Annotated in this window: 22 protein-coding genes; 14 read left to right on the top strand and 8 right to left on the bottom strand. The window is 74.1% G+C overall.

The genetic code is table 11. The features are described from left to right. Nucleotides 1-43: 43 nt before the first annotated feature. From ACVMYR_RS07060 to ACVMYR_RS07050, 3 genes are all read left to right on the top strand, one after another. A complete protein-coding gene (locus ACVMYR_RS07060) occupies nucleotides 44-2,224 on the top strand; it encodes a putative bifunctional diguanylate cyclase/phosphodiesterase (protein WP_457121720.1) in 2,181 nt (726 codons plus the stop codon). After that, nucleotides 2,221-2,721 carry a DUF456 domain-containing protein gene (locus tag ACVMYR_RS07055; RefSeq protein WP_431893856.1) on the top strand — a complete coding sequence of 167 codons (501 nt, stop codon included), beginning with the start codon at nucleotides 2,221-2,223 and terminating at the stop codon, nucleotides 2,719-2,721. Before ACVMYR_RS07060 ends, ACVMYR_RS07055 begins: the two co-directional genes overlap by 4 nt. A gap of 929 nt (nucleotides 2,722-3,650) precedes the next feature. Then, a complete protein-coding gene (locus ACVMYR_RS07050; protein WP_457121386.1) occupies nucleotides 3,651-4,205 on the top strand; it encodes a hypothetical protein in 555 nt (184 codons plus the stop codon). Nucleotides 4,206-4,324: 119 nt separating this feature from the next. Here ACVMYR_RS07050 and ACVMYR_RS07045 read toward each other — a convergent pair whose 3' ends face one another. Next, nucleotides 4,325-4,513, bottom strand: a complete 189-nt coding sequence (locus ACVMYR_RS07045; protein ID WP_091277468.1) for a DUF397 domain-containing protein — start codon at nucleotides 4,511-4,513, stop codon at nucleotides 4,325-4,327. Further along, on the bottom strand, nucleotides 4,500-5,297 hold the full coding sequence (locus tag ACVMYR_RS07040) for a helix-turn-helix domain-containing protein (RefSeq protein WP_457121385.1): 798 nt from the start codon (nucleotides 5,295-5,297) through the stop codon (nucleotides 4,500-4,502). The genes ACVMYR_RS07045 and ACVMYR_RS07040 overlap by 14 nt, the downstream gene beginning before the upstream one ends. A gap of 243 nt (nucleotides 5,298-5,540) precedes the next feature. Here ACVMYR_RS07040 and ACVMYR_RS07035 point away from each other — a divergent pair, with 243 nt between their 5' ends. From ACVMYR_RS07035 to ACVMYR_RS06995, 9 genes are all read left to right on the top strand, one after another. Further along, complete coding sequence (locus ACVMYR_RS07035) at nucleotides 5,541-5,807, top strand: hypothetical protein (protein WP_457121384.1); 267 nt, start codon at nucleotides 5,541-5,543, stop codon at nucleotides 5,805-5,807. 77 nt (nucleotides 5,808-5,884) lie between these two features. Beyond that, the gene (locus tag ACVMYR_RS07030; RefSeq protein WP_457121383.1) at nucleotides 5,885-6,076 is read left to right on the top strand and encodes a hypothetical protein; all 192 of its coding nucleotides are present in this window, start codon (nucleotides 5,885-5,887) and stop codon (nucleotides 6,074-6,076) included. Beyond that, a complete protein-coding gene (locus tag ACVMYR_RS07025) occupies nucleotides 6,069-6,353 on the top strand; it encodes a hypothetical protein (protein ID WP_457121382.1) in 285 nt (94 codons plus the stop codon). The genes ACVMYR_RS07030 and ACVMYR_RS07025 overlap by 8 nt, the downstream gene beginning before the upstream one ends. A 67-nt stretch (nucleotides 6,354-6,420) precedes the next feature. After that, the gene (locus tag ACVMYR_RS07020; protein ID WP_457121381.1) at nucleotides 6,421-8,013 is read left to right on the top strand and encodes an amino acid permease; all 1,593 of its coding nucleotides are present in this window, start codon (nucleotides 6,421-6,423) and stop codon (nucleotides 8,011-8,013) included. A 23-nt stretch (nucleotides 8,014-8,036) separates the two neighbouring features. Further along, the gene (locus ACVMYR_RS07015; protein ID WP_457121380.1) at nucleotides 8,037-9,401 is read left to right on the top strand and encodes a glutamine synthetase family protein; all 1,365 of its coding nucleotides are present in this window, start codon (nucleotides 8,037-8,039) and stop codon (nucleotides 9,399-9,401) included. A gap of 122 nt (nucleotides 9,402-9,523) precedes the next feature. After that, on the top strand, nucleotides 9,524-10,879 hold the full coding sequence (locus tag ACVMYR_RS07010) for an aldehyde dehydrogenase family protein (RefSeq protein ID WP_457121719.1): 1,356 nt from the start codon (nucleotides 9,524-9,526) through the stop codon (nucleotides 10,877-10,879). A gap of 1 nt (nucleotide 10,880) precedes the next feature. Then, nucleotides 10,881-11,648, top strand: a complete 768-nt coding sequence (locus tag ACVMYR_RS07005; protein ID WP_457121379.1) for a 3-oxoacyl-ACP reductase — start codon at nucleotides 10,881-10,883, stop codon at nucleotides 11,646-11,648. A 92-nt stretch (nucleotides 11,649-11,740) separates the two neighbouring features. After that, complete coding sequence (locus tag ACVMYR_RS07000; RefSeq protein WP_457121378.1) at nucleotides 11,741-12,289, top strand: pyridoxamine 5'-phosphate oxidase family protein; 549 nt, start codon at nucleotides 11,741-11,743, stop codon at nucleotides 12,287-12,289. A 150-nt stretch (nucleotides 12,290-12,439) separates the two neighbouring features. Further along, the gene (locus tag ACVMYR_RS06995) at nucleotides 12,440-16,168 is read left to right on the top strand and encodes a SpoIIE family protein phosphatase (RefSeq protein WP_457121377.1); all 3,729 of its coding nucleotides are present in this window, start codon (nucleotides 12,440-12,442) and stop codon (nucleotides 16,166-16,168) included. A 96-nt stretch (nucleotides 16,169-16,264) separates the two neighbouring features. Here the strand turns inward: ACVMYR_RS06995 and ACVMYR_RS06990 are convergent, their stop codons facing one another. Next, the gene (locus tag ACVMYR_RS06990; RefSeq protein ID WP_091277543.1) at nucleotides 16,265-16,579 is read right to left on the bottom strand and encodes an STAS domain-containing protein; all 315 of its coding nucleotides are present in this window, start codon (nucleotides 16,577-16,579) and stop codon (nucleotides 16,265-16,267) included. A gap of 127 nt (nucleotides 16,580-16,706) precedes the next feature. On the opposite strand from ACVMYR_RS06990, the gene map reads away from it, so the two are divergent. Together map and ACVMYR_RS06980 are read left to right on the top strand one after the other, a co-directional pair. After that, nucleotides 16,707-17,564 (top strand): type I methionyl aminopeptidase, encoded by an 858-nt coding sequence (gene map / locus ACVMYR_RS06985; protein WP_077936689.1) that lies wholly within the window; start codon nucleotides 16,707-16,709, stop codon nucleotides 17,562-17,564. Next, nucleotides 17,561-18,274: a VIT1/CCC1 transporter family protein gene (locus ACVMYR_RS06980; protein ID WP_077936690.1), complete on the top strand. Its 714-nt coding sequence runs from the start codon at nucleotides 17,561-17,563 to the stop codon at nucleotides 18,272-18,274. The genes map and ACVMYR_RS06980 overlap by 4 nt, the downstream gene beginning before the upstream one ends. A gap of 13 nt (nucleotides 18,275-18,287) precedes the next feature. On the opposite strand, the gene ACVMYR_RS06975 is transcribed toward ACVMYR_RS06980, so the two are convergent. The 5 genes from ACVMYR_RS06975 to ACVMYR_RS06955 all read right to left on the bottom strand — a co-directional run bounded on the left by ACVMYR_RS06975 (nucleotide 18,288) and on the right by ACVMYR_RS06955 (nucleotide 23,746). Next, a complete protein-coding gene (locus tag ACVMYR_RS06975) occupies nucleotides 18,288-18,998 on the bottom strand; it encodes a hypothetical protein (protein WP_077936691.1) in 711 nt (236 codons plus the stop codon). Between the two features lie 64 nt (nucleotides 18,999-19,062). Next, entirely contained in the window at nucleotides 19,063-19,527 is a 465-nt protein-coding gene (locus ACVMYR_RS06970) for a nitroreductase/quinone reductase family protein (protein ID WP_396730716.1), read from the bottom strand. Between the two features lie 27 nt (nucleotides 19,528-19,554). Next, entirely contained in the window at nucleotides 19,555-22,287 is a 2,733-nt protein-coding gene (locus tag ACVMYR_RS06965; protein ID WP_457121376.1) for an FtsX-like permease family protein, read from the bottom strand. After that, on the bottom strand, nucleotides 22,284-23,156 hold the full coding sequence (locus tag ACVMYR_RS06960; RefSeq protein ID WP_431893838.1) for an ABC transporter ATP-binding protein: 873 nt from the start codon (nucleotides 23,154-23,156) through the stop codon (nucleotides 22,284-22,286). The genes ACVMYR_RS06965 and ACVMYR_RS06960 overlap by 4 nt, the downstream gene beginning before the upstream one ends. Then, nucleotides 23,153-23,746 carry a PadR family transcriptional regulator gene (locus tag ACVMYR_RS06955; protein WP_043962407.1) on the bottom strand — a complete coding sequence of 198 codons (594 nt, stop codon included), beginning with the start codon at nucleotides 23,744-23,746 and terminating at the stop codon, nucleotides 23,153-23,155. The genes ACVMYR_RS06960 and ACVMYR_RS06955 overlap by 4 nt, the downstream gene beginning before the upstream one ends. Nucleotide 23,747: the final 1 nt, after the last annotated feature.

Below are 23,747 nucleotides of genomic sequence, written 5' to 3'. Positions count from 1 at the left end.
CGACGCGACCGCCACGCCGGCGACTGGCGACGACACCACCGCCGTGCCGGCGACCGGCGGCGGGGGCTTCAGCCGGGCCGGCGCCCAGTCGTACGCAGCCGCGTGGGCCCGCGCGGCCCGCCGGCTCGGCTTCGTGCCGCTCAGCGCGGCCGAGGCCGAGCGGCTGCTCCTCGAACATACGGAGCAACTGGCCGGGGCGCTGCTGGCCGAGGCGTTCACCGCCCGGCCGGCCGAGAGCGTCGGCCGGGTGCTGGTCGAGGCGCACCTGGCCGAGCCGGGCCTGCTCGACTGGTCGGTTGCGGCGCTCGGGGACCGGTTCGTCGCCCAGGTGCTGCCCGACCGGGCGGGCCGCCCCGGCACGGCCCAGCGGGTCGCCGCCCTCCAGGGTGGGCTCGCCGCCGGATTCGCCCGGGCGCTGCGCGACCGCACCTTCACCCAGCAGGAACGCATCGCCCGCAGCGCCTGGCAGGCGCGGGACCTCGTCGAGCAGGCGCTGCGCGACAGCGAGGCGCGGTTCCGGGCCGTCTTCGTCGGGGCGGCCATCGGCATCGGCATCGCCGGCGTCGACGGGCAGATCATCGAGGTGAACCAGGCGTTCGCCGACATGCTCGGCTACAGCGTCGACGAGCTGCGCCGCACGAACGTGGCGTCGCTGTTCCACCCCGACGACGCCGCCGGGATGTGGGAGCTCTACCAGGCGCTCATCGAGGGAAAACACGACGCGGCCCGGGTGGAGAAGCGCTACTACCGCAAGGACGGCAGCATCGTCTGGACGGACCTGGCCGTCTCGCTGATCCGGCACGACGACGGCCGGCCACGCTTCACCGTGGCGATGATCGAGGACATCACCGAGCGGTACGAGCTGCAACAGCGGCTGCGCTTCCAGGCGCTGCACGACCCGCTGACCGGCCTGCCCAACCGTACGCTGTTCTTCGAGACCCTCGGCCAGGTCCTCGCCGACGCGGGCCCGGACCACCGGATCGGGGTCTGCTTCCTCGACCTCGACGGTTTCAAGGCGGTCAACGACAGCCTCGGGCACGACCTCGGCGACCGGCTGCTGGTGGTGATCGCCCGGCGGCTGGCCGAGTGCGTCTCCGGGCACGGGCACCTGGTCGCCCGGATGGGCGGCGACGAGTTCGTCATCCTCGTCGACGGTGGCGAGGACCTCGACGACGCGGTGGGCGTCGCCGAGATGGCCCTCGCCGCGGTCTCCGCCCCCGTGCACGTCGGCGACCAGCAGCTGGCCGTCTCCGCCAGCATCGGCATCGTCGAGTGCCCGGCCGGGGAGACCAGCGCGTCGGAGCTGATGAAGGCCGCCGACACCACCCTCTACTGGGCGAAGGCCGAGGGCCGGGGCCGGTGGGCCGTCTACGACCCCGAGCGCAGCGCCCGCGACATCGCCCGCTCCGCGCTGGTCGCCGGCCTGCCCGCCGCGCTGGACCGGGGCGAGTTCGTGGTCCACTACCAGCCGATCGTGTCGCTGCTCGACTCGTCGATGGTGGCCGTGGAGGCGCTGGTCCGCTGGCAACACCCGGAGCTGGGCCTGGTCGGGCCGGACCAGTTCATCGGGTTGGCCGAGGAGACCGGGCTGATCGTCCGCCTCGGGGAATGGGTGCTCGGGCAGGCGTGCCGCGACGCCGAGGCGTGGCGTCGCGCGTACCCCGAGGCGAAGCTGGTGGTCAGCGTCAACCTGGCCGCCCGGCAGGCCAACGACCCGGCCATCGTCGAGACGGTGGCGGGCGCGCTGGGCCGCACGGGCCTCCCGGCCGCGCTGCTCCAGCTCGAACTGACCGAGAGTGCCGTGATGGGCACCGCCGGTGAGCCGCTGCGCGCGCTGCACCAGCTCGCCGACCTGGGCGTACGGCTGGCGATCGACGACTTCGGCACCGGATACTCGAACCTGGCGTACCTGCGGCGGATGCCCATCCACTGCCTCAAGCTCGCGGGGCCGTTCGTGGAGGGCATCCGGCCCGGCGACGCCTCCGCCGCTTCCTCCTCCGCCTCCTCTGACGACCACCGCGACGAGCGGATCGTGGACGCGCTGGTGCGGCTGGCGCACGCGCTGGAACTATGGGTGACCGCCGAGGCGGTGGAGACGGAGGCGCAGGCGGAGCGGCTGCGGTCGCTGCGCTGCGACACCGGGCAGGGGCGCTGGTTCGGCCCACCCGTGCCGGCGGCCGAGATCACCGCCCGGCTGCGCGACGATGCCGAGGGGGCACCATGAGTCTCACCGATTCGCAGGCGGTGGTGTCGATCGTGGCCGCGCTGGCCATCCTGGCCGGGCTCGCCGGGGTGATCGTGCCGGGCCTGCCCGCGCTGCCACTGTGCTGGGGCGGGGTGCTGGTCTGGGCGATCTTCGGCACCGCCGGGGCGGGTCGCTGGCTGGTGCTGGCCGCCGCCACGCTCGTCGCCGTCGGCGGCGCCGTCGTCAAGTACCTGTGGCCGGGCCGCAACCTGAAGAATGCCGGCGTGCCGACGTCGTCGCTGCTGGCCGGCGGGGTGCTGGGGCTGGTGGGCTTCTTCGTGATCCCGGTCGTCGGCCTGGTCGTCGGCTTCGTCGGCGGAATCTGGGGAGCCGAGCGGCTGCGGCTGGGCAGCAACCAGCTCGCCTGGCCGTCGACGGTGCACGCGCTCAAGGCCGCCGGGCTGTCGATGCTGGTGGAGTTCCTCGCCGGGCTGGTGATCGCCGTGCTCTGGGTGGGCGGGCTGATCTTCGCCTGATCCTCGCTCGGCTGTGGCCGGTGTGGCGGCGCGGGGCGGTGCGCCGCATGTGAGAGAGAGGTGAACGCCCCGCGCCGCCGCAGGCCGGGCGTTGCCGAGCGCCCGGCGGGGCCCGTCCGGATCGGGCCTGGTCACAGGCTCAAGGATGCGCGTCGCGGGCCGGTTGCGGCAAGGCGATTACTTGGTACGGGGTGGGGCGCGTTCGTTGCGGTGCGTCGTGGGTGGGGGTTCGCCGGGGCCCGCCCGCTCCGGGCGGTCAGGCTTGATCCCTCCGCGGGCGGGCCCCGGCGAACCCCTGACGTGCTTGCGGTCCGTGTGGACGCGCACGGTCCCGCTCGACGGGGTGCTTGGCTGCCAGGGAGCACAAGATCGTGCTCGATCAGGGAAAGAGTCCCTCGCTGCCGGGCGGGTAGCCACTCTTTCGTGGATCGAGCACGATCTTGCGCGCTTGCGCCGCTCAAGGGCGGCTCCGGGAAGCCGCCCGACACCGGAACTGCGAGATCTTGGAAGAAAGTGGCCCCCCTGAGGGCCCGAATCTTCCAAGATCTATGCGGTCCTCGCCTGCCTGTCGGCAGCGACGAATCTGTTTCTGGTGGCGGCGATCCTGCTGTCTGCTGTCTGAGGGCGGGTGCCGTGCTTCTCCGGACATCGACATGCCCATTTGGCTGTCTGCCTTGTCGCATTCGCTGTCGTGGCTCGGCAGGTGCACGACGACGTCGCAGCGCATCCGCTTCCGGGCTGTAGGTCCAGCTGCGATTCTGGGTATCCTCCGAGGCGGCCCGCGGCGAGTTGCGCTTTCGCTGCCATTGCCGCAGTGACACGGGGAGCGCAATGTGAACGAGACCGGATGGGAAGCCGGATCTGTTCCCGCAGGCGGCAGAACAGGGCCGAGAAGAGGGCTCGTGTTCGCTGTGCCCGCCGTGATACTGGTGTTGGCTGCGCTCGTGGCCGTCGTGGTGTTGCGCCATCAGGACGCGGGCCCGCAACGTCCTCCTGCGCTGCAAGGTGCTCGCGGTGAGCCGGGGGAGGAGCAACTCGCCTCCCCCGCCGCCACCCCCTCCGGCCCGGCGCCGGCCCTGGCCGGCGCGACGCCGAGCCAGGTGACGGACGCCTGGGTCGAGCGGTGGCCCGGCCCGGTGACCGTCAAGGGCTCGCTGCACACCATCCAGGTGACCCTGCCCGGCACGCAGGACCAGCTTTCGGCCGCGGTCGGTCAGCCGTCCAAGGACCGCCGGGACGAGGTGGGGCAGGTCCTGTGCATGGTCAAGCTGCACGGCGCCGTGCAGCGGCCCTTGCTGCAGACCCTGGTGGACGGCTGCCTCGGTCCGGTCCTGCGCCCCGAGGAGCGCAAGACGGTGCTGGGCTGGCTGGTGGACACGGACTTCTCCGTGCCTCGTGCGGAGACCCGGGAGTCCGACCGGTTCGAGCTGACTGCGAACCACAACTCCGACCAGAACTTCGCGCTCACCCTGTACGCGCGCTGACCTGCTGGGGTGCCTCCCGGGGCCCGCCTGGCGAGTCACGTTGTTGGTGCTGCGACTGTAGGCGGCGCACGCGAGGCCGAGCTGTCACCGGACGGCCCTGCGTGCGAGCCGGAGCGAGGTCAGAAGTGCTTGGTGTGTTCGACGAACGCGCGCCAGGTCTGCGGGGTGAACGCGAGCACCGGACCGGAGGGGTCCTTGCTGTCGCGGACGGCGACCACCTCGGTCAGGTTGTCGGCCACCTCTACGCAGTCGCCGCCGCTCGTGCCGCTTCGGGTGGACTTCTTCCATCGCGCGCTACTGAGGTCCATGTTGGCTCTCCACTTCCTTCATCAGAGCGAGGGACAGGTCGCGCGGCAGGGCGAGTCCTCTCACACCCTCCCATCGTCCCAGAAGCGTAGCCATCTCATCCTCGCTGTCGGTGACCAAGCCGGAGAGTTGGTTCTCCAGGTGTCCCACCCAGCCCCCATCGGCGGACCTGGCCAGAGCGAGTGGGCCGGACAGGCCGACGTGCAGGCCGGTGTAGCACGGGATGACGTGGATGTGGACGTGGGGGAGGTCGGCCATTCGCAGCAGGTGGGCGAGTTGTTCGGCCATGATGGCGTCGGTGCGGCGTAGGGCTGCCTCGTCGATCACGGCGACGACCTGGGGTGGGTGTTCGCGTACCAGGATCTCCTGTCGCTCCAGGCGGGCCGCGACCTGCCGCTCGACTTCAGCCTCGGGCTTGGTGTCGTCGAAGCGCAGCACGGCGCGGGCGTAGTTTTCGGTCTGGAGCAGGCCGGGGACGAGCGTGGGGTTGAAGTATCGGAGCTGCGTGGCGTTGCGTTCGGCCTCCAGCCACGGGCGGAACCACGAGGGCTGGCCATCCCGTTCGGCCATCCGCAGCAGGGACTCGAACAGGCCGCCCGTGTCGAGCACCTCGTCCATGCGCTTGACGTACGCCTTGTCGAGCGGCCGGGTGCCGGTTTCCACCGCCGAGATCGTCGAGGCCGAGTAGTTCGCGCGTCGGCCGAGTTCCTCCTGGTTGAGGCCGGCGGCTGTCCGGATGCGACGGAGCTGCGTGCGTATCAGATCGGCGGTCTGCTCGCTTTCCATGCCTTCTCCAGATTCTCGTCGTGATCGCCAGGCGTCGCCCGGTCCTGCCGGGCGTCGTCGAGGGCTGCCGAGCGCGGCGCGGTGACTCCAGAGGTGCTCCGGGACCAGGCGCGATGGCTTCTCAGCGTAGTTCCGCGATCAGCAGACTGTCACCCGGCGGGCGGATGTGCAGGGACGTCGCCCGCCGGTCTTCGAGTCAGGGGAGAGGCGCATGGGCAGGTGGCATGGCGGGCGGGACCCGAGGTGTCCACAGTGAATCCGCTGGTCGTCGTGGGTGACGTGTTGACGCTTCAGCCGTGTGACTACTGCATCGGGCAGGTGGTGCTGCGGCTGAAGGTCACCTACGTTCCCCGGTACGCAAACTTCCTGGCGTCGCAATGGGTGCGGCTGGAGGGGCTGGAGCTGCGCCCCGACGGCACGCCGTGCCGGGAGCGCGTCGTCATGGTCCGGGTGCAGGCGATCCGCGACGCCCCGCCGGTCCGCCCGGGGCCGGGGGTGCGGGGGCGGTGACGGGCCAACACCCACCGAGGTACGCGGGCGGTCCCTGTTTCACCTGCGGCAGGCCGTGGCCGTGCTTCGAGCGGCAGGTGGCGAGCCTCGTCGAGTTCGCTGGCATGGGGGACCTGCTCGTGGCGTACCTGGGGGACTGGCACCGGCTCGGGGTCGAGGAGCGCAGGCGGCGCGGCCTGCCGTTCGACCCGGAGTTGGAGGCGCGGCACCTCGGGTGGCTCGACATGGTGCTGCCGGCGCGGGACGGGCGGGTCGTCGGCGATGGCTGAGGCCGCGTCGAGGAGCTTGGCCTGCGGGGACCTGCTGCACGTCACGTCGGCCGCCAGCGTGCAGTTCGTCCGGCCGATCTTCTTCCGGGTGATCCGCGTCCACGAGGACTGGCACACCTATCACGGGTGGCTGTGGCTGGACGGCTACGAGGTCGACGCTAGGGGCGACGCGGTGGCCCGCCGCTCGATCTTCGTGCAGCCGGCGGGGCTGCGCCGGTTGGCCGGCGTCCCGCGTCCGGCGGCGGCGCGCCAGGGGCGGCAGGCCGTGGCGTATTGACCATCGTGATCGGCGGGACGAGACTCGGGCGCACGCGTTTCCGGCAATCCTCGCCAGGAGGTGTGCAGTGGCCACGACGCCCGCGCCGACCGCCGAACAGCCGATGGACGACGACGCCCGCCGGCTCGCCGAACTCGGTTACCAGCAGGAGTTGCGCCGCAAGTGGAGCGGCTTCTCCAACTTCGCGATCTCGTTCTCGATCATCTCGATCCTGGCCGGCTGCTTCACCACGTTCGGCCAGGCGTGGAACAACGGCGGGCCGGTCGCCATCTCCTGGGGCTGGCCGCTGATCTCGCTGTTCATCCTGGTCATCGGATTCTGCCTGGCCGAGCTGGTGTCGGCGTACCCGACGGCGGGCGGCATCTACTGGTGGGCGGCGAAGATGGGCCGGCCGGTGCACGGCTGGTTCACCGGCTGGCTCAACCTGATCGGCCTGGTGGCGGTCACCGCGTCGGTCGACTACGGCTGTGCCACGTTCCTCAATCTCACCCTGTCGGCGCTGTTCGACGGCTGGGCGGGGACGCTGCGGCAGGCGTTCGTGCTGTTCGTGATCATCCTGGCGTTGCACGGGCTGATCAACATCTTCGGGCATCGGATCATCGACGTACTCCAGAACGTCTCGGTGTGGTGGCACGTGGCCGGCGCGGCGGCGGTCGTCGCCATCCTGGTGTTCGTCCCGGACCGGCACCAGAGCTTCCAGTTCGTCTTCACCGAGCGGTTCGACAACTCCGGCTTCGGCGACGGCGGCACCGGCGGGTGGACCTTCTGGTTCTACGTGCTGCCGTTGGGCTTCCTGCTCACCCAGTACACGATCACCGGCTTCGACGCCTGCGCGCATGTGTCGGAGGAGACCCGGGGCGCGTCGAAGGCCGCCGCGCAGGGGCTGTGGCGGTCGATCTTCTATTCGGCGGTGGGCGGCTGGATCCTGCTGCTTGCCTTCCTGTTCGCCGCCACCGACGTGGACGCGATCAACGCGGCCGGCGGGTTCTCCGGGGCGATCTTCGAAACGGCGCTCACTCCGTTCTTCTTCAAGACCGTCATCATCGTCTCCACCATCGGGCAGTTCTTCTGCGGCATGAGCTGCGTGACGTCGATGTCGCGGATGGCGTACGCGTTCAGCCGGGACCGGGCGGTGCCGGGCTGGCGGCTCTGGTCGCGGGTGGACCGCAACGGCACCCCGGCCAACGCGATCGTCGGCGCGACCGCGGCCGGCCTGGTGCTCACCCTGCCGGCGCTCTACGAGAGCCCGTCCGGCATCCCGGTCGCCTTCTACGCGGTGGTCTCGGTCGCGGTGATCGGGCTCTACCTCTCCTTCGTCATTCCTATCGTGCTGCGGCTGCGGATGGGCGACCGGTTCACCCCCGGCCCGTGGACGCTCGGCCGCCGCTACAAGCTGCTCGGCTGGGTCGCGGTGGTCGAGATCGCGATCATCTCGGTCTACTTCGTGCTGCCGATCGTGCCCGCCGGGGTGCCCGGCCACGCCGACTTCAGCTGGTCGGCGGTCAACTACGCGCCGCTCGCCGTGGGCGGGGTGCTGCTCGTCGTCGCCGTCTGGTGGTACGCCTCGGCGCGTAAGTGGTTCACCGGCCCCCGTCGTACGGTCGAGGGGTTTGCCGACGGCTCCGGCGCGGGCATTGACGGTGATCCGGTCAGGCAGTAGACCTTGGTGATGGAGGCCCGCGCATGAGCAGAGCACCGCTGTCCCTCGAAGAGTTACGGGCGGCGGTCGCCGCCGGCAAGCTCGACACCGTGGTGCTGGCCCTGGTCGACATGCAGGGCCGGTTGCAGGGCAAGCGGTTCCACGCGCCGTTCTTCCTCGACCAGGTGGTGGAGAACGGCAGCGAGGGGTGCAACTACCTGCTCGCCGTCGACGTCGACATGAACACCGTCGACGGCTACGCGATGTCGAGCTGGGAGCGCGGGTACGGCGACTTCGCCATGGTGCCCGACCTGGAGACGCTGCGCCGGGTGCCGTGGCAGCCGGGGACGGCGATGCTCCTGGCCGACCTGGCGTGGCTGGACGGGTCGGGCCCGGTGGCCGCCTCGCCCCGGCAGATCCTGCGTCGCCAGCTCGACCGGCTCGCCGCGCACGGGCTGACCGCGTACGCGGGCACGGAGCTGGAGTTCGTCCTCTACCGCGACTCGTACGAGGACGCCTGGCGGCGCGGCTACCGCGAGTTGACCCCGACAAACCAGTACAACGTCGACTATTCGCTGCTCGGCACGTCCCGGGTGGAGCCGCTGCTGCGGCGCATCCGCACCGAGATGGCCGGCGCGGGCCTGACCCCGGAGAGCGCGAAGGGCGAGTGCAACCTCGGCCAGCACGAGATCGCCTTCCGCTACGACGAGGCGGTGGCCTGCGCGGACCACCACGTGATCTACAAGAACGGGGCGAAGGAGATCGCCGCCCAGGAGGGCATGTCGATCACCTTCATGGCCAAGCCGAACGCGCGGGAGGGCAACTCCTGCCACATCCACTTCTCGCTGCGCGACGCCGACGGCCGCTCGGCGATGCTCGGCGACGGGCCCGCGCACCTGAGCGTCACCGGGCAGCGGGTGCTGGCCGGGCTGCTGGACACGATGCGGGAGTTCAGCCTGCTGTTCGCCCCGAACGTCAACTCCTACAAGCGCTACCAGCCGGGATCGTTCGCCCCGACGGCGCTGCGCTGGGGCACCGACAACCGCACCTGCGCGCTGCGGCTGGTCGGCCACGGCCAGGGCATGCGGGTGGAGAACCGGGTGCCCGGGGCGGACGTCAACCCGTACCTGGCGATCGCCGCCCTGGTGGCGGGGGCGGTGCACGGCATCGAGCGGGAGCTGGAGCTGGGCGAGGAGTGCACCGGCAACGCGTACGACGATCCGGCCGCCGAGCGGGTCCCCGGCACCCTGCGCGACGCGCTGGGCCTGTGGGAGTCCTCGACGATCGCCCGCGCGGTCTTCGGCGACGAGGTCCACGCCCACTACGCCAACATGGCGCGCATCGAGCTGCGCGCCTTCGACGCCGCCGTGACGGACTGGGAACTCCAACGCGGCTTCGAGCGCCTCTGACCCACCCCTTTTCTCTCCCGCGATCTTGCAGTTGGGGCCCCTGCCATGGGAGCTTGGCGGCATTTGTGGGGGCCGAAACTGCAAGATCGCGGGAGCTGGAGAGGGAGGGCAGGGTGGGGGATGTGACGCGGGTGGTTGATCCCGCCAGCGGGACGGTGGTGGGGGAGGTCGTCGCCACGACGGCCGAGGAGGTCGATGCCGCCGTCGGGCGGGCCGCCGCCGCGTTTCCGCGGTGGCGCGACGTCGCGCCGGGGGAGCGGGCGCGCCTGCTGCGGCGGTTCGCCGCCCTGGTCGACGCGCACCTGGAGGAGCTGGCGCTGCTGGAGGTGCGCAACTCGGGGCACACCATCGGCAACGCCCGCTGGGAGGCCGGCAACGTCCGCGACGTGCTCGACTACTACGCGGGCGCGCCGGAGCGGCTGACCGGGCGGCAGATCCCCGTGCCCGGCGGGCTGGACGTCACCTTCCACGAGCCGCTGGGCGTGGTCGGGGTGATCGTGCCGTGGAACTTCCCGATGCCCATCGCCGCCTGGGGGTTCGCCCCGGCGCTCGCCGCCGGCAACACGGTGGTGCTCAAGCCGGCCGAGCTGACCCCGCTGACCGCGCTGCGCCTGGCCGAGCTGGGCCGCGACGCCGGCCTGCCCGAGGACGTGTTCACCGTGCTGCCGGGCCGCGGCGACGTGGTCGGCGAGCGGTTCGTCACCCATCCGGCCGTCCGCAAGGTCTGCTTCACCGGGTCCACCGAGGTCGGCACCCGGATCATGGCCGGCTGCGCCGCCCAGGTGAAGCGGGTGACCCTGGAGCTGGGCGGCAAGAGCGCGAACGTCGTCTTCGCCGACGCCGACCTGGAGCGGGCGGCGGCCACCGCGCCGTACGCCGTCTTCGACAACGCCGGCCAGGACTGCTGCGCCCGGTCGCGGATCCTGGTGCAGCGCCCGGCGTACGACCGGTTCCTGGAGCTGCTGGAGCCGGCCGTGCGGGCGCTGCGGGTGGAGGACCCGGCGCGGGAGACGGCCGAGATGGGCCCGCTGATCTCCGCCGCCCAGCGGGACCGGGTCGCCGGGTACGTCGACGGGGCGCGCGTGGCCTTCACCGGCTCCCGCCCCGACGGCCCCGGCTTCTGGTACGCCCCGACGGTGCTGCTCGCCGACTCCCCGGCCGACCGGCACTGGCGGGAGGAGATCTTCGGCCCGGTCGTGTCGGTGCTCCCCTTCAACGACGAGGCGGACGCGGTCCGGCTAACCAACGACACCGAGTACGGCCTGTCCGGCTCGGTCTGGACCCGGGACGTGGGCCGGGCGCTGCGGATGGCGCGGGCGGTCGAGGCGGGCAACCTCAGCGTCAACTCGCACTCCTCCGTGCGGTACTGGACCCCGTTCGGCGGGATGAAGCGTTCCGGGCTGGGCCGCGAGCTGGGCCCGGACGCGCTGCACGCCTTCACCGACGTCAAGAACGTGTTCATCAGCACGGAGGAGTGAGATGCAGGGACGGCTTCAGGACCGGGTCGCGGTGGTGACCGGTGCGGGCAGCGGGATCGGGCTGGCCACGGCCCGGCGGTTCGCCGCCGAGGGGGCGCGGGTGGTCTGCGTCGACGTCGACGCGACGGCGGGCGGGCGGGCCGCGCAGGAGGTGGGCGGCGAGTTCGTCGCCTGCGACGTGGCCGACGAGGCGGCCGTGCGGGACCTCTTCGACGGCGTGGCGCAGCGGCACGGCCGGGTGGACGTGGCGTTCAACAACGCGGGCATCTCCCCGCCCGACGACGACTCGATCCTGGAGACGGGCCTGGACGCCTGGGAGCGGGTGCTGCGGGTCAACACGACGAGCGTCTACCTGTGCTGCAAGTACGCGATCCCGCACATGCGCCGGCAGGGCAAGGGCTCGATCATCAACACGGCGTCGTTCGTGGCGCTGATGGGGGCGGCCACCTCGCAGATCGCGTACACGGCGAGCAAGGGCGGGGTGCTGGCGATGACCCGGGAGCTGGGCGTGCAGTTCGCCCGGGAGGGCATCCGGGTCAACGCGCTGTGCCCCGGGCCGATCGCCACCCCGTTGCTGATGGAGTTGTTCGCCGCCGACCCGGAGCGGGCCGCCCGCCGCCTCGTGCACGTGCCGATGGGCCGGTTCGGCCAGCCGGAGGAGATCGCCGCCGCGGTGGCGTTCCTGGCCAGCGACGACTCGTCGTTCATGACGGCCGCGCAGTTCGTGGTCGACGGCGGCATCACCGGCGCGTACGTCACCCCGCTGTGAGGCGCGGCGGGGCCGGCACACACCCCGGCCCCGCCGTCCCGCCATGCGGAAGGGTTGTCCCACTTTTCGGTAAGCGGTGCCAGGATGGCGACATGAAGGTTCACGAGGCCATCGACGGGCGGCTGCGGGCGTTCATCGAGGAGCAGCCCGTCTTCTTCGTCGCCACCGCACCCTCCGGGGCCGACGGGCACGTCAACGTCTCGCCGAAGGGCATGCGCGGCACCTTCGTCATCCTCGGCCCGCGCCGGGTGGCGTGGATCGACTTCCACGGCAGCGGCGCGGAGACGATCGCCCACCTGCGCCAGAACGGCCGCATCACGCTGATGTTCTGCGCCTTCGCCGGGCCGCCGAACATCGTCCGGCTGCACGGCCGGGGCACGGCGGTGACGGTGGAGGACGACGGCTTCGCCGAGCGGCTCGCCGACTTCCCCGACCCGCCGGACCTGCACTCCGCCCGCGCGGTGATCACCGTCGACGTCGACCGGGTCAGCGACTCCTGCGGGTACGCCGTCCCCCTGATGCGCTACGAGGGCGACCGGGACCTGCTGATCCGCGCGCACTCCCGCCGCACCGCCGAGGACCTGGTGACCTACCGGGCCACGAAGAACGCCGCGAGCATCGACGGCCTGTCTGTCTTCTGACCCCCGGCGGCGTCCCGCGCGGATGAGACGCGGGTAACCAGCGCATCACGGCGGGGATGCGTTACGTTGCTGGTCCGTCTGGGTACAAGGCGGGTCACGGCGGCGGCGATCATGCGGTCGCCGGGGGTGACGGCCGGCGCGGGAGGATGCATGAGCTCGGCCCAGGGGGGCGAGGACGGCCAGCATCCGTCCGTCGGCACCGTCGAGGAGGCGTTCCCGCCGCAGCTCACGGCCGCGTGCGCCGCCGGCGGCGAGATGGGCGAACGCCTACTCCGCTTCGACTGGGCGGCCAGCCCGCTCGGCGCCCCGTCCGGCTGGCCGCCGGCGCTGTGCCACGCGGTCGCCATGATGCTCTCCTCCCGGGCGCAGATCGTCATGTTCTGGGGCCCCGAGCACCGCGCCTTCTACAACGACGCCTACCTGCCGACCATCGGCGACAAGCATCCCCACGCCATCGGCCAGCCCGCCCACGAGCACTGGCGGGAGACCTGGGACGTGCTCGGGCCCCTGCTGGGCTCGGTGCACAAGACCGGCGAACCGTACCGGGGCGAGAACCACCCCTTCGTGCTGCACCGGCACGGCTTCCTGGAGGACGTCTACTTCGACATCTCGTACGACCCGATCCGCGCCGCCGACGGCGGCATCGACGGCGTCCTCTGCCTCGTCAACGAGACCACCGGGCGGGTGCTCGGCGAACGCCGGCTGCGCGCCCTGGCCGAGCTGGGCTCCGACCTGGCCGAGGCCGAGAACGTCGCGGCCCTGGGCCGGGCTGCCGCCGGGGTGCTCGACCGGCACCGGGCGGACGTGCCGTTCGCCCTGATCTACCTGCGCGACGACGCCGGGCAGCTCACCCTCGCCGGGCGCAGCGGCAGCGGGCTGCCCGCCCCCGCCGGGCACGGCGCCGACGATGCCGCCGGGGTGGTCGCGCCGCTGCCGCTCGGCGAGGCGGCCACCGCGACGGTGAGCCGGGTCGCCGACGGCGGGTCCGCCACCACCATCGACGTGGCCGACCTGCTGCCCCACCTCGACGCCGGCGTGGCCGCGCAGGCGCTGGTGCTGCCGGTCACCGCGACCCACGAGCCGATGGGGGCGCTCGTCGTGGGCGTCTCCGCCCGGCTGCCGTTCACCGACGAGTACCGCACCTTCTTCGACCTGATCGCCGCCCAGCTCTCCCGCGCCGTCGGCCGGCAGCGGGCGTACGAGCAGGAGCGGGACCGGGCCGCCGAGCTGGCCGCGCTCGACCGCGCCAAGACGAACTTCTTCGCCAACGTCAGCCACGAGTTCCGCACTCCGCTGACCCTCGTGCTGGGCCCGCTGGAGGAGCTGCTCGCCGACCCGACGCTGCCCGATCCCCACCTCGACCGGCTCACCATGATGCACCGCAACGCGCTGCGCCTGCTCAAGCTGGTCAACACCGTGCTCGACTTCTCCCGCCTGGAGTCCGGCCGGCTGGCCGCCCACTACCAGCCCACCGACCTCGCCGACTACACCGCCCGGCTGGCCAGCACCTTCCGCTCGGCCACCGAACGCGCCGGCCTGCGCCTGGTCGTCGACTGCCCGCCGCTGCCCGCGCCGGTCCACGTCGACCGGGACATGTGGGAGAAGATCGTGCTCAACCTCGTCGCCAACGCGGTGAAGTTCACCTTCGACGGCGAGGTGCGGGTCCGCGTCCGGGCGGTGGACGGCGCGGCCCAGCTGGAGGTCGCCGACACGGGCGTCGGCATCGCGCCCGAGGAGCTGCCGCACGTCTTCGAGCGGTTCCACCGGGTGCCCGGCGTCCGCTCCCGCACCCACGAGGGCACCGGGATCGGGCTGGCGCTGGTCCGGGAGCTGGTGGAGATGCACGGCGGCCGGGCCGAGGCCAGCAGCGTCGCCGACCGGGGCAGCACGTTCACCGTGACCGTGCCGTTCGGTGCCGCCCACCTGCCCGCCGACCGGGTCGCGGCCGACGCGCCGGCCGCGTCGCCGGAGCTGGGGCAGGCCCGGCTCTTCGCGGCCGAGACCGCGCTGTGGACCGGCAGGCCGGGTCGGCCCGGAGCCGGGGAGGTGGCCGGGTCGACCGGCGGAGACCGGGCCGCGGCGGGCCGCATCCTGCTCGCCGACGACAACGCCGACCTGCGCGAACACGTCGTCCGGCTGCTGCGCCCGTCGTGGGAGGTGGTGGCCGTGCCGGACGGCGTCGAGGCGCTGCGCCGGGCCGTGGAGGCACCCTTCGACCTGGTGCTCACCGACGTGATGATGCCGCGGCTCGACGGCTTCGGCCTGGTGACCGCGCTGCGCGCCGACCCGCGTACCCGGCACGTGCCCATCGTGCTGCTGTCGGCCCGGGCCGGTTCGGCGGAGGCCGTCGCCGGCCTCGCCGTCGGCGCGGACGACTACCTGACCAAGCCGTTCTCCGGCGAGGAGCTGATCGCCCGGGTCCGGGCCAACGTCGAGCTGGGCCAGCTCCGGGGGCAGATCATCCGGCGGCTGCGGGCCCTGGCCGACGCCGCCGTCGCCGTGAACACCGCCCGCACCACCGCCGAGGTGCTCCAGGTGGCCGCCCGGCACGCGCTCGGCCTCGCCGAGGCCGCCCGGGTGGTGGTCACCTCCACCGGGGCCCGCTACGAGGCCGACGGCGGCGGGACTGCCGCCGTCGAACCGTCCGTCGTGCTGCCGCTGACCGGCAGCGCCGGGGAGACGCTGGGCGAGCTGCGGATCTGGGGCCACGCCGAGGACGCCGCGGACCCCGGCCACGCCGCGCTGACCCAGCTCGCCCGGCTGGTCGGCGTGCGGCTGGAGAACGCCCAGCTCTACGAGGCCGAGCACCGCATCGCCACCACCCTCCAGCACAGCCTGCTGCCCCGGTCGCTGCCCCGGCTGCCCGGTGCGGTGGTGGCCAGCCGCTACCTGCCCGGCAGCGCCGACGTCGAGGTCGGCGGCGACTGGTACGACGTGATCCGGCTCGACGACGACGAGCTGGTCCTGGTCATCGGCGACGTCGTCGGCAAGGGCGTGCGGGCCGCCGCCTCGATGGGCCAGCTCCGCAACGCGCTGCGCGCGTACGTGCTGGAGGGCTACGACCCGGGCGAGTCGCTGACCCGGCTCAACCGGCTGGTCGGCTCGGCGGAGCAGCCGTCGTTCGCGACCGTGGTCTGCCTCTGGTTCTCGCCCCGCACCGGCCGGCTCCGCTACGCCAGCGCCGGGCACCCGTCCCCTTTGCTGATCCGAGGAGACGACGTGGCGTTCCTGCACGACCGCGCGCTCGGGCCGCCGGTCGGCGCGATCCCCGGCGCGTCGTACCGGACCGTGGACGACGCGCTGGCCCCCGGGGCCCGGCTGCTGCTCTACACCGACGGGCTGATCGAGGACCGGCAGCTCGGCCTCGACGCGGCCCTCGCGCAGCTGCGCGCCGACGCGGCCGGCGGCGAGCACGTCGCCGACCTGGTCGACGCGGTCGTGGAGCGGGTCGCCGCGCGGCCGCTGCGCGACGACGTGGCGGTGCTCGCGCTGGAGGCGGCCGAACCGAACCGGTTCGCGCTGCGGCTGCCCGCCGACCCGACCCGGCTGAGCGTGCTGCGCCGCCGGCTGGAGGACTTCCTCACCGCCCACCGGGTCGGCGAGAACGACCTGTTCGACCTCACCGTCGCGGTCTCCGAGGCCGCCGCGAACGCCATCGAGCACCCGGTCTGCCCGGCCGAGCCGACCATCGGCGTGGAGGTGACCATCGCCGACGGCACGGTGGTGGCGACGGTCCGGGACAGCGGGCAGTGGCGGGAGTCGACCGGCGCGGGCTTCCGCGGGCGCGGACTGGCGCTGATCAGGGCGCTCGGCGACCTGACGGTCAGCCGTACCGCCGAGGGGACGCAGGTGACGCTGCGCCGGCGGCTGCGGGGCTGAGCGCGCCCGGGGCGGGCCTCGCGCCGGGCCGGCCGGGCCGGAGGCGGCTCGCCGGCCGGGGCTCGGCTCGCGGGGGCTCGGCTCGCCGGCCGGGGCTCAGGCGGGGGCGACCCAGTCCTGACCGGCCAGGCCGGAGATCTCCAGCACCCGGCGGACCTGCCGCGACGGCAGCACGGTGAGCGCGCCCGGGAAGCGCTGGGCGAGCCGGACCACGGCATGGATCGCCGCCGAGTCGAAGAACGTGACCTCCCGCAGGTCGAGGGTCACCCGACCGGCCGGCTCGCGCAGCGCGGCCTGGAGCATCGTGTCGGCCGTGGCCATGTCCACCTCGCCGACGACCACCACGCGGACGTGGTCGCCGTCGGTCTCCGTGCGGGCGGAGAAGACGGGAGCGGCACCCCCTTGATCCACGCAGAACACGATGGCACAGCGGAAGTGGCTCGGCAACAACCGGTCGGCCGAGGCCACGGGCCGGACCGCCGCCACCGCCGGGACCCGGCCGCGCCGCCCGCCGCCCGGCCGGCGATAGGCTTGCGCCATGACCGTCCGTGCGCCGCTGACCCCCGGCACGCTCACCCCGACGCGACCGGTGCCGCCCGACATCGTCCGACCGGAGTACGTGGGCAAGAAGCAGCCCCGGCAGTGGACCGGCTCGCACGTGCAGACCCCGGAGACCATCGAGCGGATGCGGGTCGCCGGCCGGCTCGCCGCCCAGGCCACGCAGCTCGCCGGCGAGCACTGCAAGCCGGGGGTGACCACCGACGAGATCGACCGGGTGGTGCACGAGTTCCTCTGCGACCACGGGGCCTACCCGTCGACGCTGGGCTACAAGGGCTTCCCGAAGTCCTGCTGCACCAGCCTCAACGAGGTGATCTGCCACGGCATCCCCGACTCCACCGTGCTGTGCGACGGCGACATCGTCAACGTCGACGTGACCGCGTACATCGGCGGGGTCCACGGCGACACCGACGCCACCTTCTGCGTCGGCGAGGTCGACGAGGAGGCCCGGCTGCTGGTCGAGCGGACCCACGAGGCGATGATGCGGGGGATCAAGGCGGTCGCCCCGGGCCGGCAGATCAACGTGATCGGCCGGGTCATCGAGTCGTACGCCAAGCGGTTCGGCTACGGCGTGGTCCGCGACTTCACCGGCCACGGCATCGGGGAGGCCTTCCACAGCGGCCTCTACGTGCCGCACTACGACAGCCCCCGACCGACCGACGTGATGGAACCGGGCATGACGTTCACCATCGAGCCGATGATCACCCTCGGCACCCACCAGTACGACATGTGGGACGACGGCTGGACGGTCGTCACGAAGGACCGGAAGTGGACCGCCCAGTTCGAGCACACGATCCTCGTCACCGAGGACGGCCACGAGATCCTGACCCTGCCGTGAGCGACACCCCGGCGGCGCTGCGCGAGGCGCACCACGCGGACGTGTCCGGCGGCTGGCTGCGGCCGGCCGTGTTCGGCGCGATGGACGGCCTGGTCACCAACATCGCCCTGATCGCGGGCGTCGGCGGCGGCGGGGTGTCGCCGCACAGCATCGTGCTCACCGGCGTCGCCGGCCTCGTCGCCGGCGCGATCTCGATGGGCCTCGGCGAGTACACGAGCGTCCGGTCGGCCAACGAGCAGGTCGCCGCCGAGGTCGCCAAGGAACGCCGCGAGCTGGAACGGCACCCGGAGGCGGAGGCCCGCGAGCTGGCCGACGCGTGGGTGGCCCGGGGGCTGTCCCGCGACCTCGCCACGCAGGTCGCCGAGGCGGTGCGGGCCAACCCGGAGGAGGCGCTGCGGGTGCACGTCCGGGAGGAGCTGGGCGTCGACCCGGACGACCAGCCCAGCCCGTGGGCGGCGGCGATCTCGTCGTTCCTGTTCTTCTCGGTCGGCGCGCTGATCCCGCTGCTGACCTACCTGCTCGGCGCCACCAGCCTGTGGCTCGCGCTGGCCGTCGGCGGGGTCGGGCTGTTCGCGGCCGGGGCGATCGTGGCCCGGTTCACCAACCGCGCCTGGTGGAGCAGCGGCGTGCGGCAGCTCCTCCTCGGCGCGGCGGCGGCCGCCGCGACGTACCTGGTCGGCACCCTCATCGGCATCCAGGGCGGCCTGTAGGCAGGCGCGCCGGTCAGCCGGCGAGGAGGTCGTCGACGGTGCCGTCCACGGGGCGGCCCCGGGCGGCCAGCTCCTCGGCCTGCCGGGCCAGCACCGCGCCGACCTCGGTCATGTCCGCCCCGGCCAGGCCGGTGCGGCGCACCGCGTCGCCCGGGTCCCGGAAGTAGGTGCGGCCGAGCAGCCCGTTGACCGTGGCCGCCGCGAGCCGGGCCTCGCCGAGCATCAGCAGCGCCTGGTCCGTCTCGTACCACTGCGCGAGCCGGGCGGCCCGGGCGTGCGCGGCGCAGCCCCTGTACCACGCCTGCCGGGCAGCGCCGGTGAACTCCGCCGGCCGGGCCCGGGCGAGCGTGGCCAGGTGCTCGTCGCGCAGGGCCGGCAACCAGCCGGTCGGGTCGTGCAGCGCCCGGGTGGTGACGTACCGGTCGGCGACCAGCGGCCACAACGCCGTGATCGACCGGGCCCGCTCCAGGTGGTCGTCGGCGGCCGTGACGGTCAGGTCGACCAGCACGCCGTCCACCCGACGGGTCGCCGGTCGCGGCCCCGTGCCGGGCCGGTAGGTGGCGATCAGCAGCCCGACCTCGCCGTCCCCGCCGCCGTCGTCGTCGCCGTGGGCCAGCGGGCCGTGCACCGCCACGGCCAGGACGTCGGCCGGGAAGCGCCGCCGGGCCGCCGCGGCGACCCGCTCCGCCACCGACCACCGGGGGTCGTCCTGGTAAGGCTCCACGCGGCCCCACCCTAGTCAACCGGCGGCGGGACCGCCCGGTCCGCCGCGCCCGGTGCCGGCCCGGTCAGCGGGGCACCAGGCGGAAGACCCGGATCTCCCGCCCGCCGGCCCGCTCGACGTACGTCTCGTACGCCGGCCACTCGGTGGTCAGCAGCCTCCAGAGCCGGTCACGTTCCGCGCCGGTGGCCACCTCGGCCCGCACCGCCAGTCGTCGCCCCCGCACGTCGACCTCGGCGGTCGGGTCGGCGAGCAGGTTCAGCGCCCAGGCGGGCTGGTGCTGCTGCCCCCAGTTGGAGCCGACCACCACGAAGGCGTCGCCGTCCGGCACGTACAGCAGGGGGTTGCTGCGCGGCAGGCCCGAGCGACGGCCGGTGGTGGTGATGACCAGCGAGGGGACCAGGCCCAGCGCGACCACCCGTCCTTTGGTGAGCCGGCCGACCGCCCGGTCGACGGGGACGAGCAGCCGGATCGTGGCGCCGAACCAGCGGTGATGGCCGAGGCGGCGGGTCAGGGTACCGATAGCGGACACGCGGCCAGTGTGCCGCCTGGGCGGCGGTCAGTCGAGGCGGCGCTCCACGGCCAGCCGGGACCGGGTGAACAGGGCCGCGCCGGCCATCGCCACCAGCGGCACCACCACCAGCACGCCCAGCGTGAGCCACGGGACCAGGATCGGGTACGGCTCCTGCACCGGCCAGGCCGCGGCGATCCGGCGGTTCAGGGCGACCAGGATGATCACCGCCGTGCCCAGCCCGACCACGATGCCCAGCGCCGAGCCGAGCACGGCGATCACCCCGGCCTGGCACAGCGAGAGCACCCGCCGCATCCGGGGGCTGGCGCCCACGGCACCGAGGGTGGACAGGTCCGCGCGCCCCTCGGCGGCGGCGAGGCCGGTGGCGACCGCCGCCGCGCCCACCGTGATCAGGCCGGAGCCGACGGCCAGCACCAGCAGCAGCGACCGCTCGTCGCTGCCCCACGTCCCCCGCTCGACGATCACGTCGAGCCGGCCGAGCCGGCGCAGCTCGACGTCGAGGCGGTCCTGCTGGGCGGTGGTCGGTGCGGCGGCGGTGGCCACCGCGTACCCGATCTGGCGGGTGTCGAGCCCGAGCCGGGCGGCGGCGGCGCGGGACACCGTGAGCTGGTCCACCCCGACGCCGCCGCGCAGCGCGTACCCGGGGACGGTGGCGGTCCCGATCACCGCGGGCTCCGGGGCGTCCCCCACCCGGGTCGCCGTGAGGGTGAGCCGGCCGGCGAGGAGATACCGCTCGTCGGTGACGACCGCGCCGCCGGCCGCCAGCACCCGCCGGGCGGCGGCCACCTCCTCGGGACCGGCCCCGGTCAGCGCCGCCAGCGCGTCGCCGTCGTCGACCGAGACGGGCACGGAGTAGCCCGTCGGGTATCCGCCCTCCACCCACCCGCTGCAGCGCGGGTCGCTGCGGGCGCGGGCCCGCACGGCCGCGTCGCGCAACTGCTCCACCTGGTACGGGCAGGCCCGCCCGGCCGGCAGTTCCACCCGGACGTCGCACCACTCGCCGTCGCCGAACGGGGCGGGGCAGGCCGGGGCGTCGACCCGGGCCACCGTGCTGCCCGGCAGCGTCGCGGCGACCATCTCGGCGACCCGGGGCACCGGCGGCAGCGGCGTCCCGTCGCCGGGGCCGATGACCATGGCGTGCCCGTACGGCATGGCCGGCAGGTAGCTGGCGTCGGTGCGGGCGCTGTCGCTGGCCACGTAGACGCCGAGGGCGACGCTGCCGGCGACCGCGGCCATCACCGCCGAGATCGCCGGCGCGGCCGAGGAACGGTTGCGGCTGGCGTCGCGCAGCGCGATCCGGGGCGCGAGCGGCAACCACCGGCCGGCCCGGGCGAGCACCCCGACCAGCGTCGGGGTGACGAAGACCAGCCCGAGCTCGCCCAGGACCACCCCGGCGAAGAGCACGACCGTGACACCCCGGGTGGCCCCGAGGGCGGCCACCGCCACGCCGACGACGGCCAGCAGCGCCCCGATCAGCGGCCAGCGCCGCCGGTGCTCCGGCGCGCTGCGTCGCCCGGCCAGCCCGGCCACCACGTCCTGCCGCGCGGCGGTCCAGGCCGGCGCCAGGGCCGCGAGCACCCCGGCCAGCACCGCGACGACGGCGATCGCCGCCAGCGCGGCCGGGAAGACGCGGTACGCCCCGAAGCGCGCCCCGAAGACGTACTCCTCGATGAGCGGCCGGGCCGCGAACGCGCCGGCGACGCCCAGCGCCAGCCCGGCGGCGGCCCCCGCGCAGCCCAGCACCACCCCGTCGGCCAGCACGATGCGGCGCAGGTGCGCGGCGTCGCCGCCGGCCACCGCGACCAGGGCGAGGTCGCGGCGGCGACGCCGCACGCCGACGGCGAACGCCGGCCCCACGAGCAGCACCACCTCGAGCAGGCCGAGGCCGGCCACCAGCAGCGCGGTGCCGGTGTCCTCGGCGGTGGGCGCGATGCTCGTGGTGCCGGGCTCCGCCGTGGGGTGCGGCGCCGGGGTGCGGGCGACCACCACGATCCCGCGCGCGTTGAGCCGCTCGGTCAGCCCGGGGCCGGCGTCGGCCGGCAGGTCGACGAGCCAGCTCGACTCGCCGCGCGGGTCGCCCGGTTGATTCGTGGGGGGCAGCGCAACGGTGGGCCGCAGGTTGTCGGGGAACTCCACCACCCCGACCACGGTCCGCTCGGCCGACCCGTCGGCCGGGGCGATCCGGTCGCCGAGGCCCGCGCGCAGCCGACGCAGCGCCGCGCGGTTGAGCCCGACCTCGTCGGCCCCGGTCGGGGGGCGGCCGGCGAGCACCCGGCCCTGCCCCCGCAGCAGCGGGTCGGTCAGGTCCAGCAGCCGCCCGTCGACCGTCTCGCGCCGGCCCCCGGCGCGGGCCTCGAACGGCACCCACCAGCGGACCTCGGCGACGCGGCTCCCGGCCGGCAGCAGGGCGGTCAGCTCGTCGGCGGTGACCGGGCGGCTCCGCCCCGGCACGCCGTCGCGCTGGTAGGTGGTGTCGCCCCAGGCGTCCTGCGCCACCGGGCCCTCGGCGACCCAGCGCAGCTCCGCGTCGGCGGCCCCGAGCCGCCGGTCGATCCGCTCGGCCCGGCTCAGCTCCGCCATGTCGTAGCTGACGGCGGAGAGGGCCAGCCCCAGCACCGGCAGAGTGATCATCGCGAGCACCAGCGCGGTCCGGCCACGGGCCCGGCGCGCCTCCCGCCGGGCGATGCGCAGCGCGGCCCGCCACGAGCGCAGCGCCGCCAGCAACCGCCGTACGCGGGCGGGGTGGCGCGCGCTGTTCACCGACCGCTGCCGGCCAGCAGCTGCTCGACACTGCCCAGCGGGGCCGTCGAGTCCACCATCACCCCGTCGCGCAGGAACACCACCCGGTCGGCCCAGCCCGCGTGCCGGGCCTCGTGGGTGACCAGGACGGCGGCGGCCCCCGCGTCGACCCGGCGGCGCAGCAGGCGCAGCACCGCCTCGCCGGTCTGCGAGTCCAGCGCGCCGGTCGGCTCGTCGGCCAGCACGAGCCGCCGCTCGCCGACCAGGGCCCGGGCGATGGCCACCCGCTGCTGCTGCCCGCCGGAGAGCTGGTCGGGGAAGCGGTCGCCCAGCTCGGCGAGGCCCACCTCGGCGAGCGCCGCCCGGGCCGCCCGCCGCCCCTGGCGTACGCCGACGCCGTCGAGTTCGAGGGGGAGCGCGACGTTCTCGGCGGCGGTGAGGCTGCCCAGCAGGTTCAGGTTCTGGAAGATGTAGCCGATCCGCCGGCGGCGCAGCCGGGCCAGCGCGCGGGGGTCCAGCGCGCCGAGCGCCTGCCCCTCGACGCGGATCTCGCCCGCGGTCGGGCCGTCCAGGCCGCCGGCGAGGGCGAGCAGGGTGGACTTCCCGGAGCCGGAGGGGCCCATCACCGCGACCAGCTCGCCGGGGGCGACGGTGAGACTCACCCCGCGCAGGGCGTGCACGGCGGCGTCGCCGCTGCCGTGGGTGCGGTGCACGTCGCGGACGTCGAGCACGGCCGTGGTCGCCGGCCCGTGCGGGTCGTCGCCGGGGCGGGCGGCCGCGTCGGGGCCGGCCCGGTCGACGGGCCTGCCCTGGTCCGCCGGGCCGCCGGGGCCGTGGTGCGGGTCGGGCGGGTCGGGGCGGGTCGTCGGCGCGCCGCCCGTCCCGCTCATCGCCGCGCCTCCTCGCCGTCCCGGTCCGCCTCCGCCGGCCGCCCCGGACCGGCCCGCCCGCCGGGCCCGGGGGCGGGCCGGTGCCGGACGAGGCTCGTCTCGCAGTGGTCCAGCCAGCGGATCTCCGCCTCGGCCTGGAACACCATCGCGTCCAGCACCAGCCGCCAGGGCAGGTCCTCGGGGCGGTCGCTGGCGTACTTCAACCGGGTGAACTCCTGCAACGCCCGCATGGTCGCGGTGCGCTGGGTCTGCACCACCGCCCGCACGTCGACCCCCGGGGTGGTCAGGGCCAGGGCGAGCTTGATCGCCAGCTCGTCGCGGGGGCGGTCGGTGCGGCTGATCGGGGTCGCGAACCACAGCGCCAGGTCCGCCCGCCCGGCATCGGTGATCTCGTACGGTCGCTGTCCCGCCTCGCTCTCCGGCAGCGGCCGGACCAGCCCGTCCCGCTCCAGCCGGGAGAGGGTGGTGTAGACCTGCCCGATGTTCAGCGGCCAGGTCGAGCCCGTCGACTCCTCGAACGCGGCCCGGAGCTGGTAGCCGTACATCTGGCCGCGTTCGAGGAGCGCGAGCAGGCCGTGACGGATGGACATG

It is taken from the genome of Micromonospora sp. PTRAS2, assembly GCF_054052245.1.
This window is presented reverse-complemented; position numbering and strand designations above follow the sequence as displayed.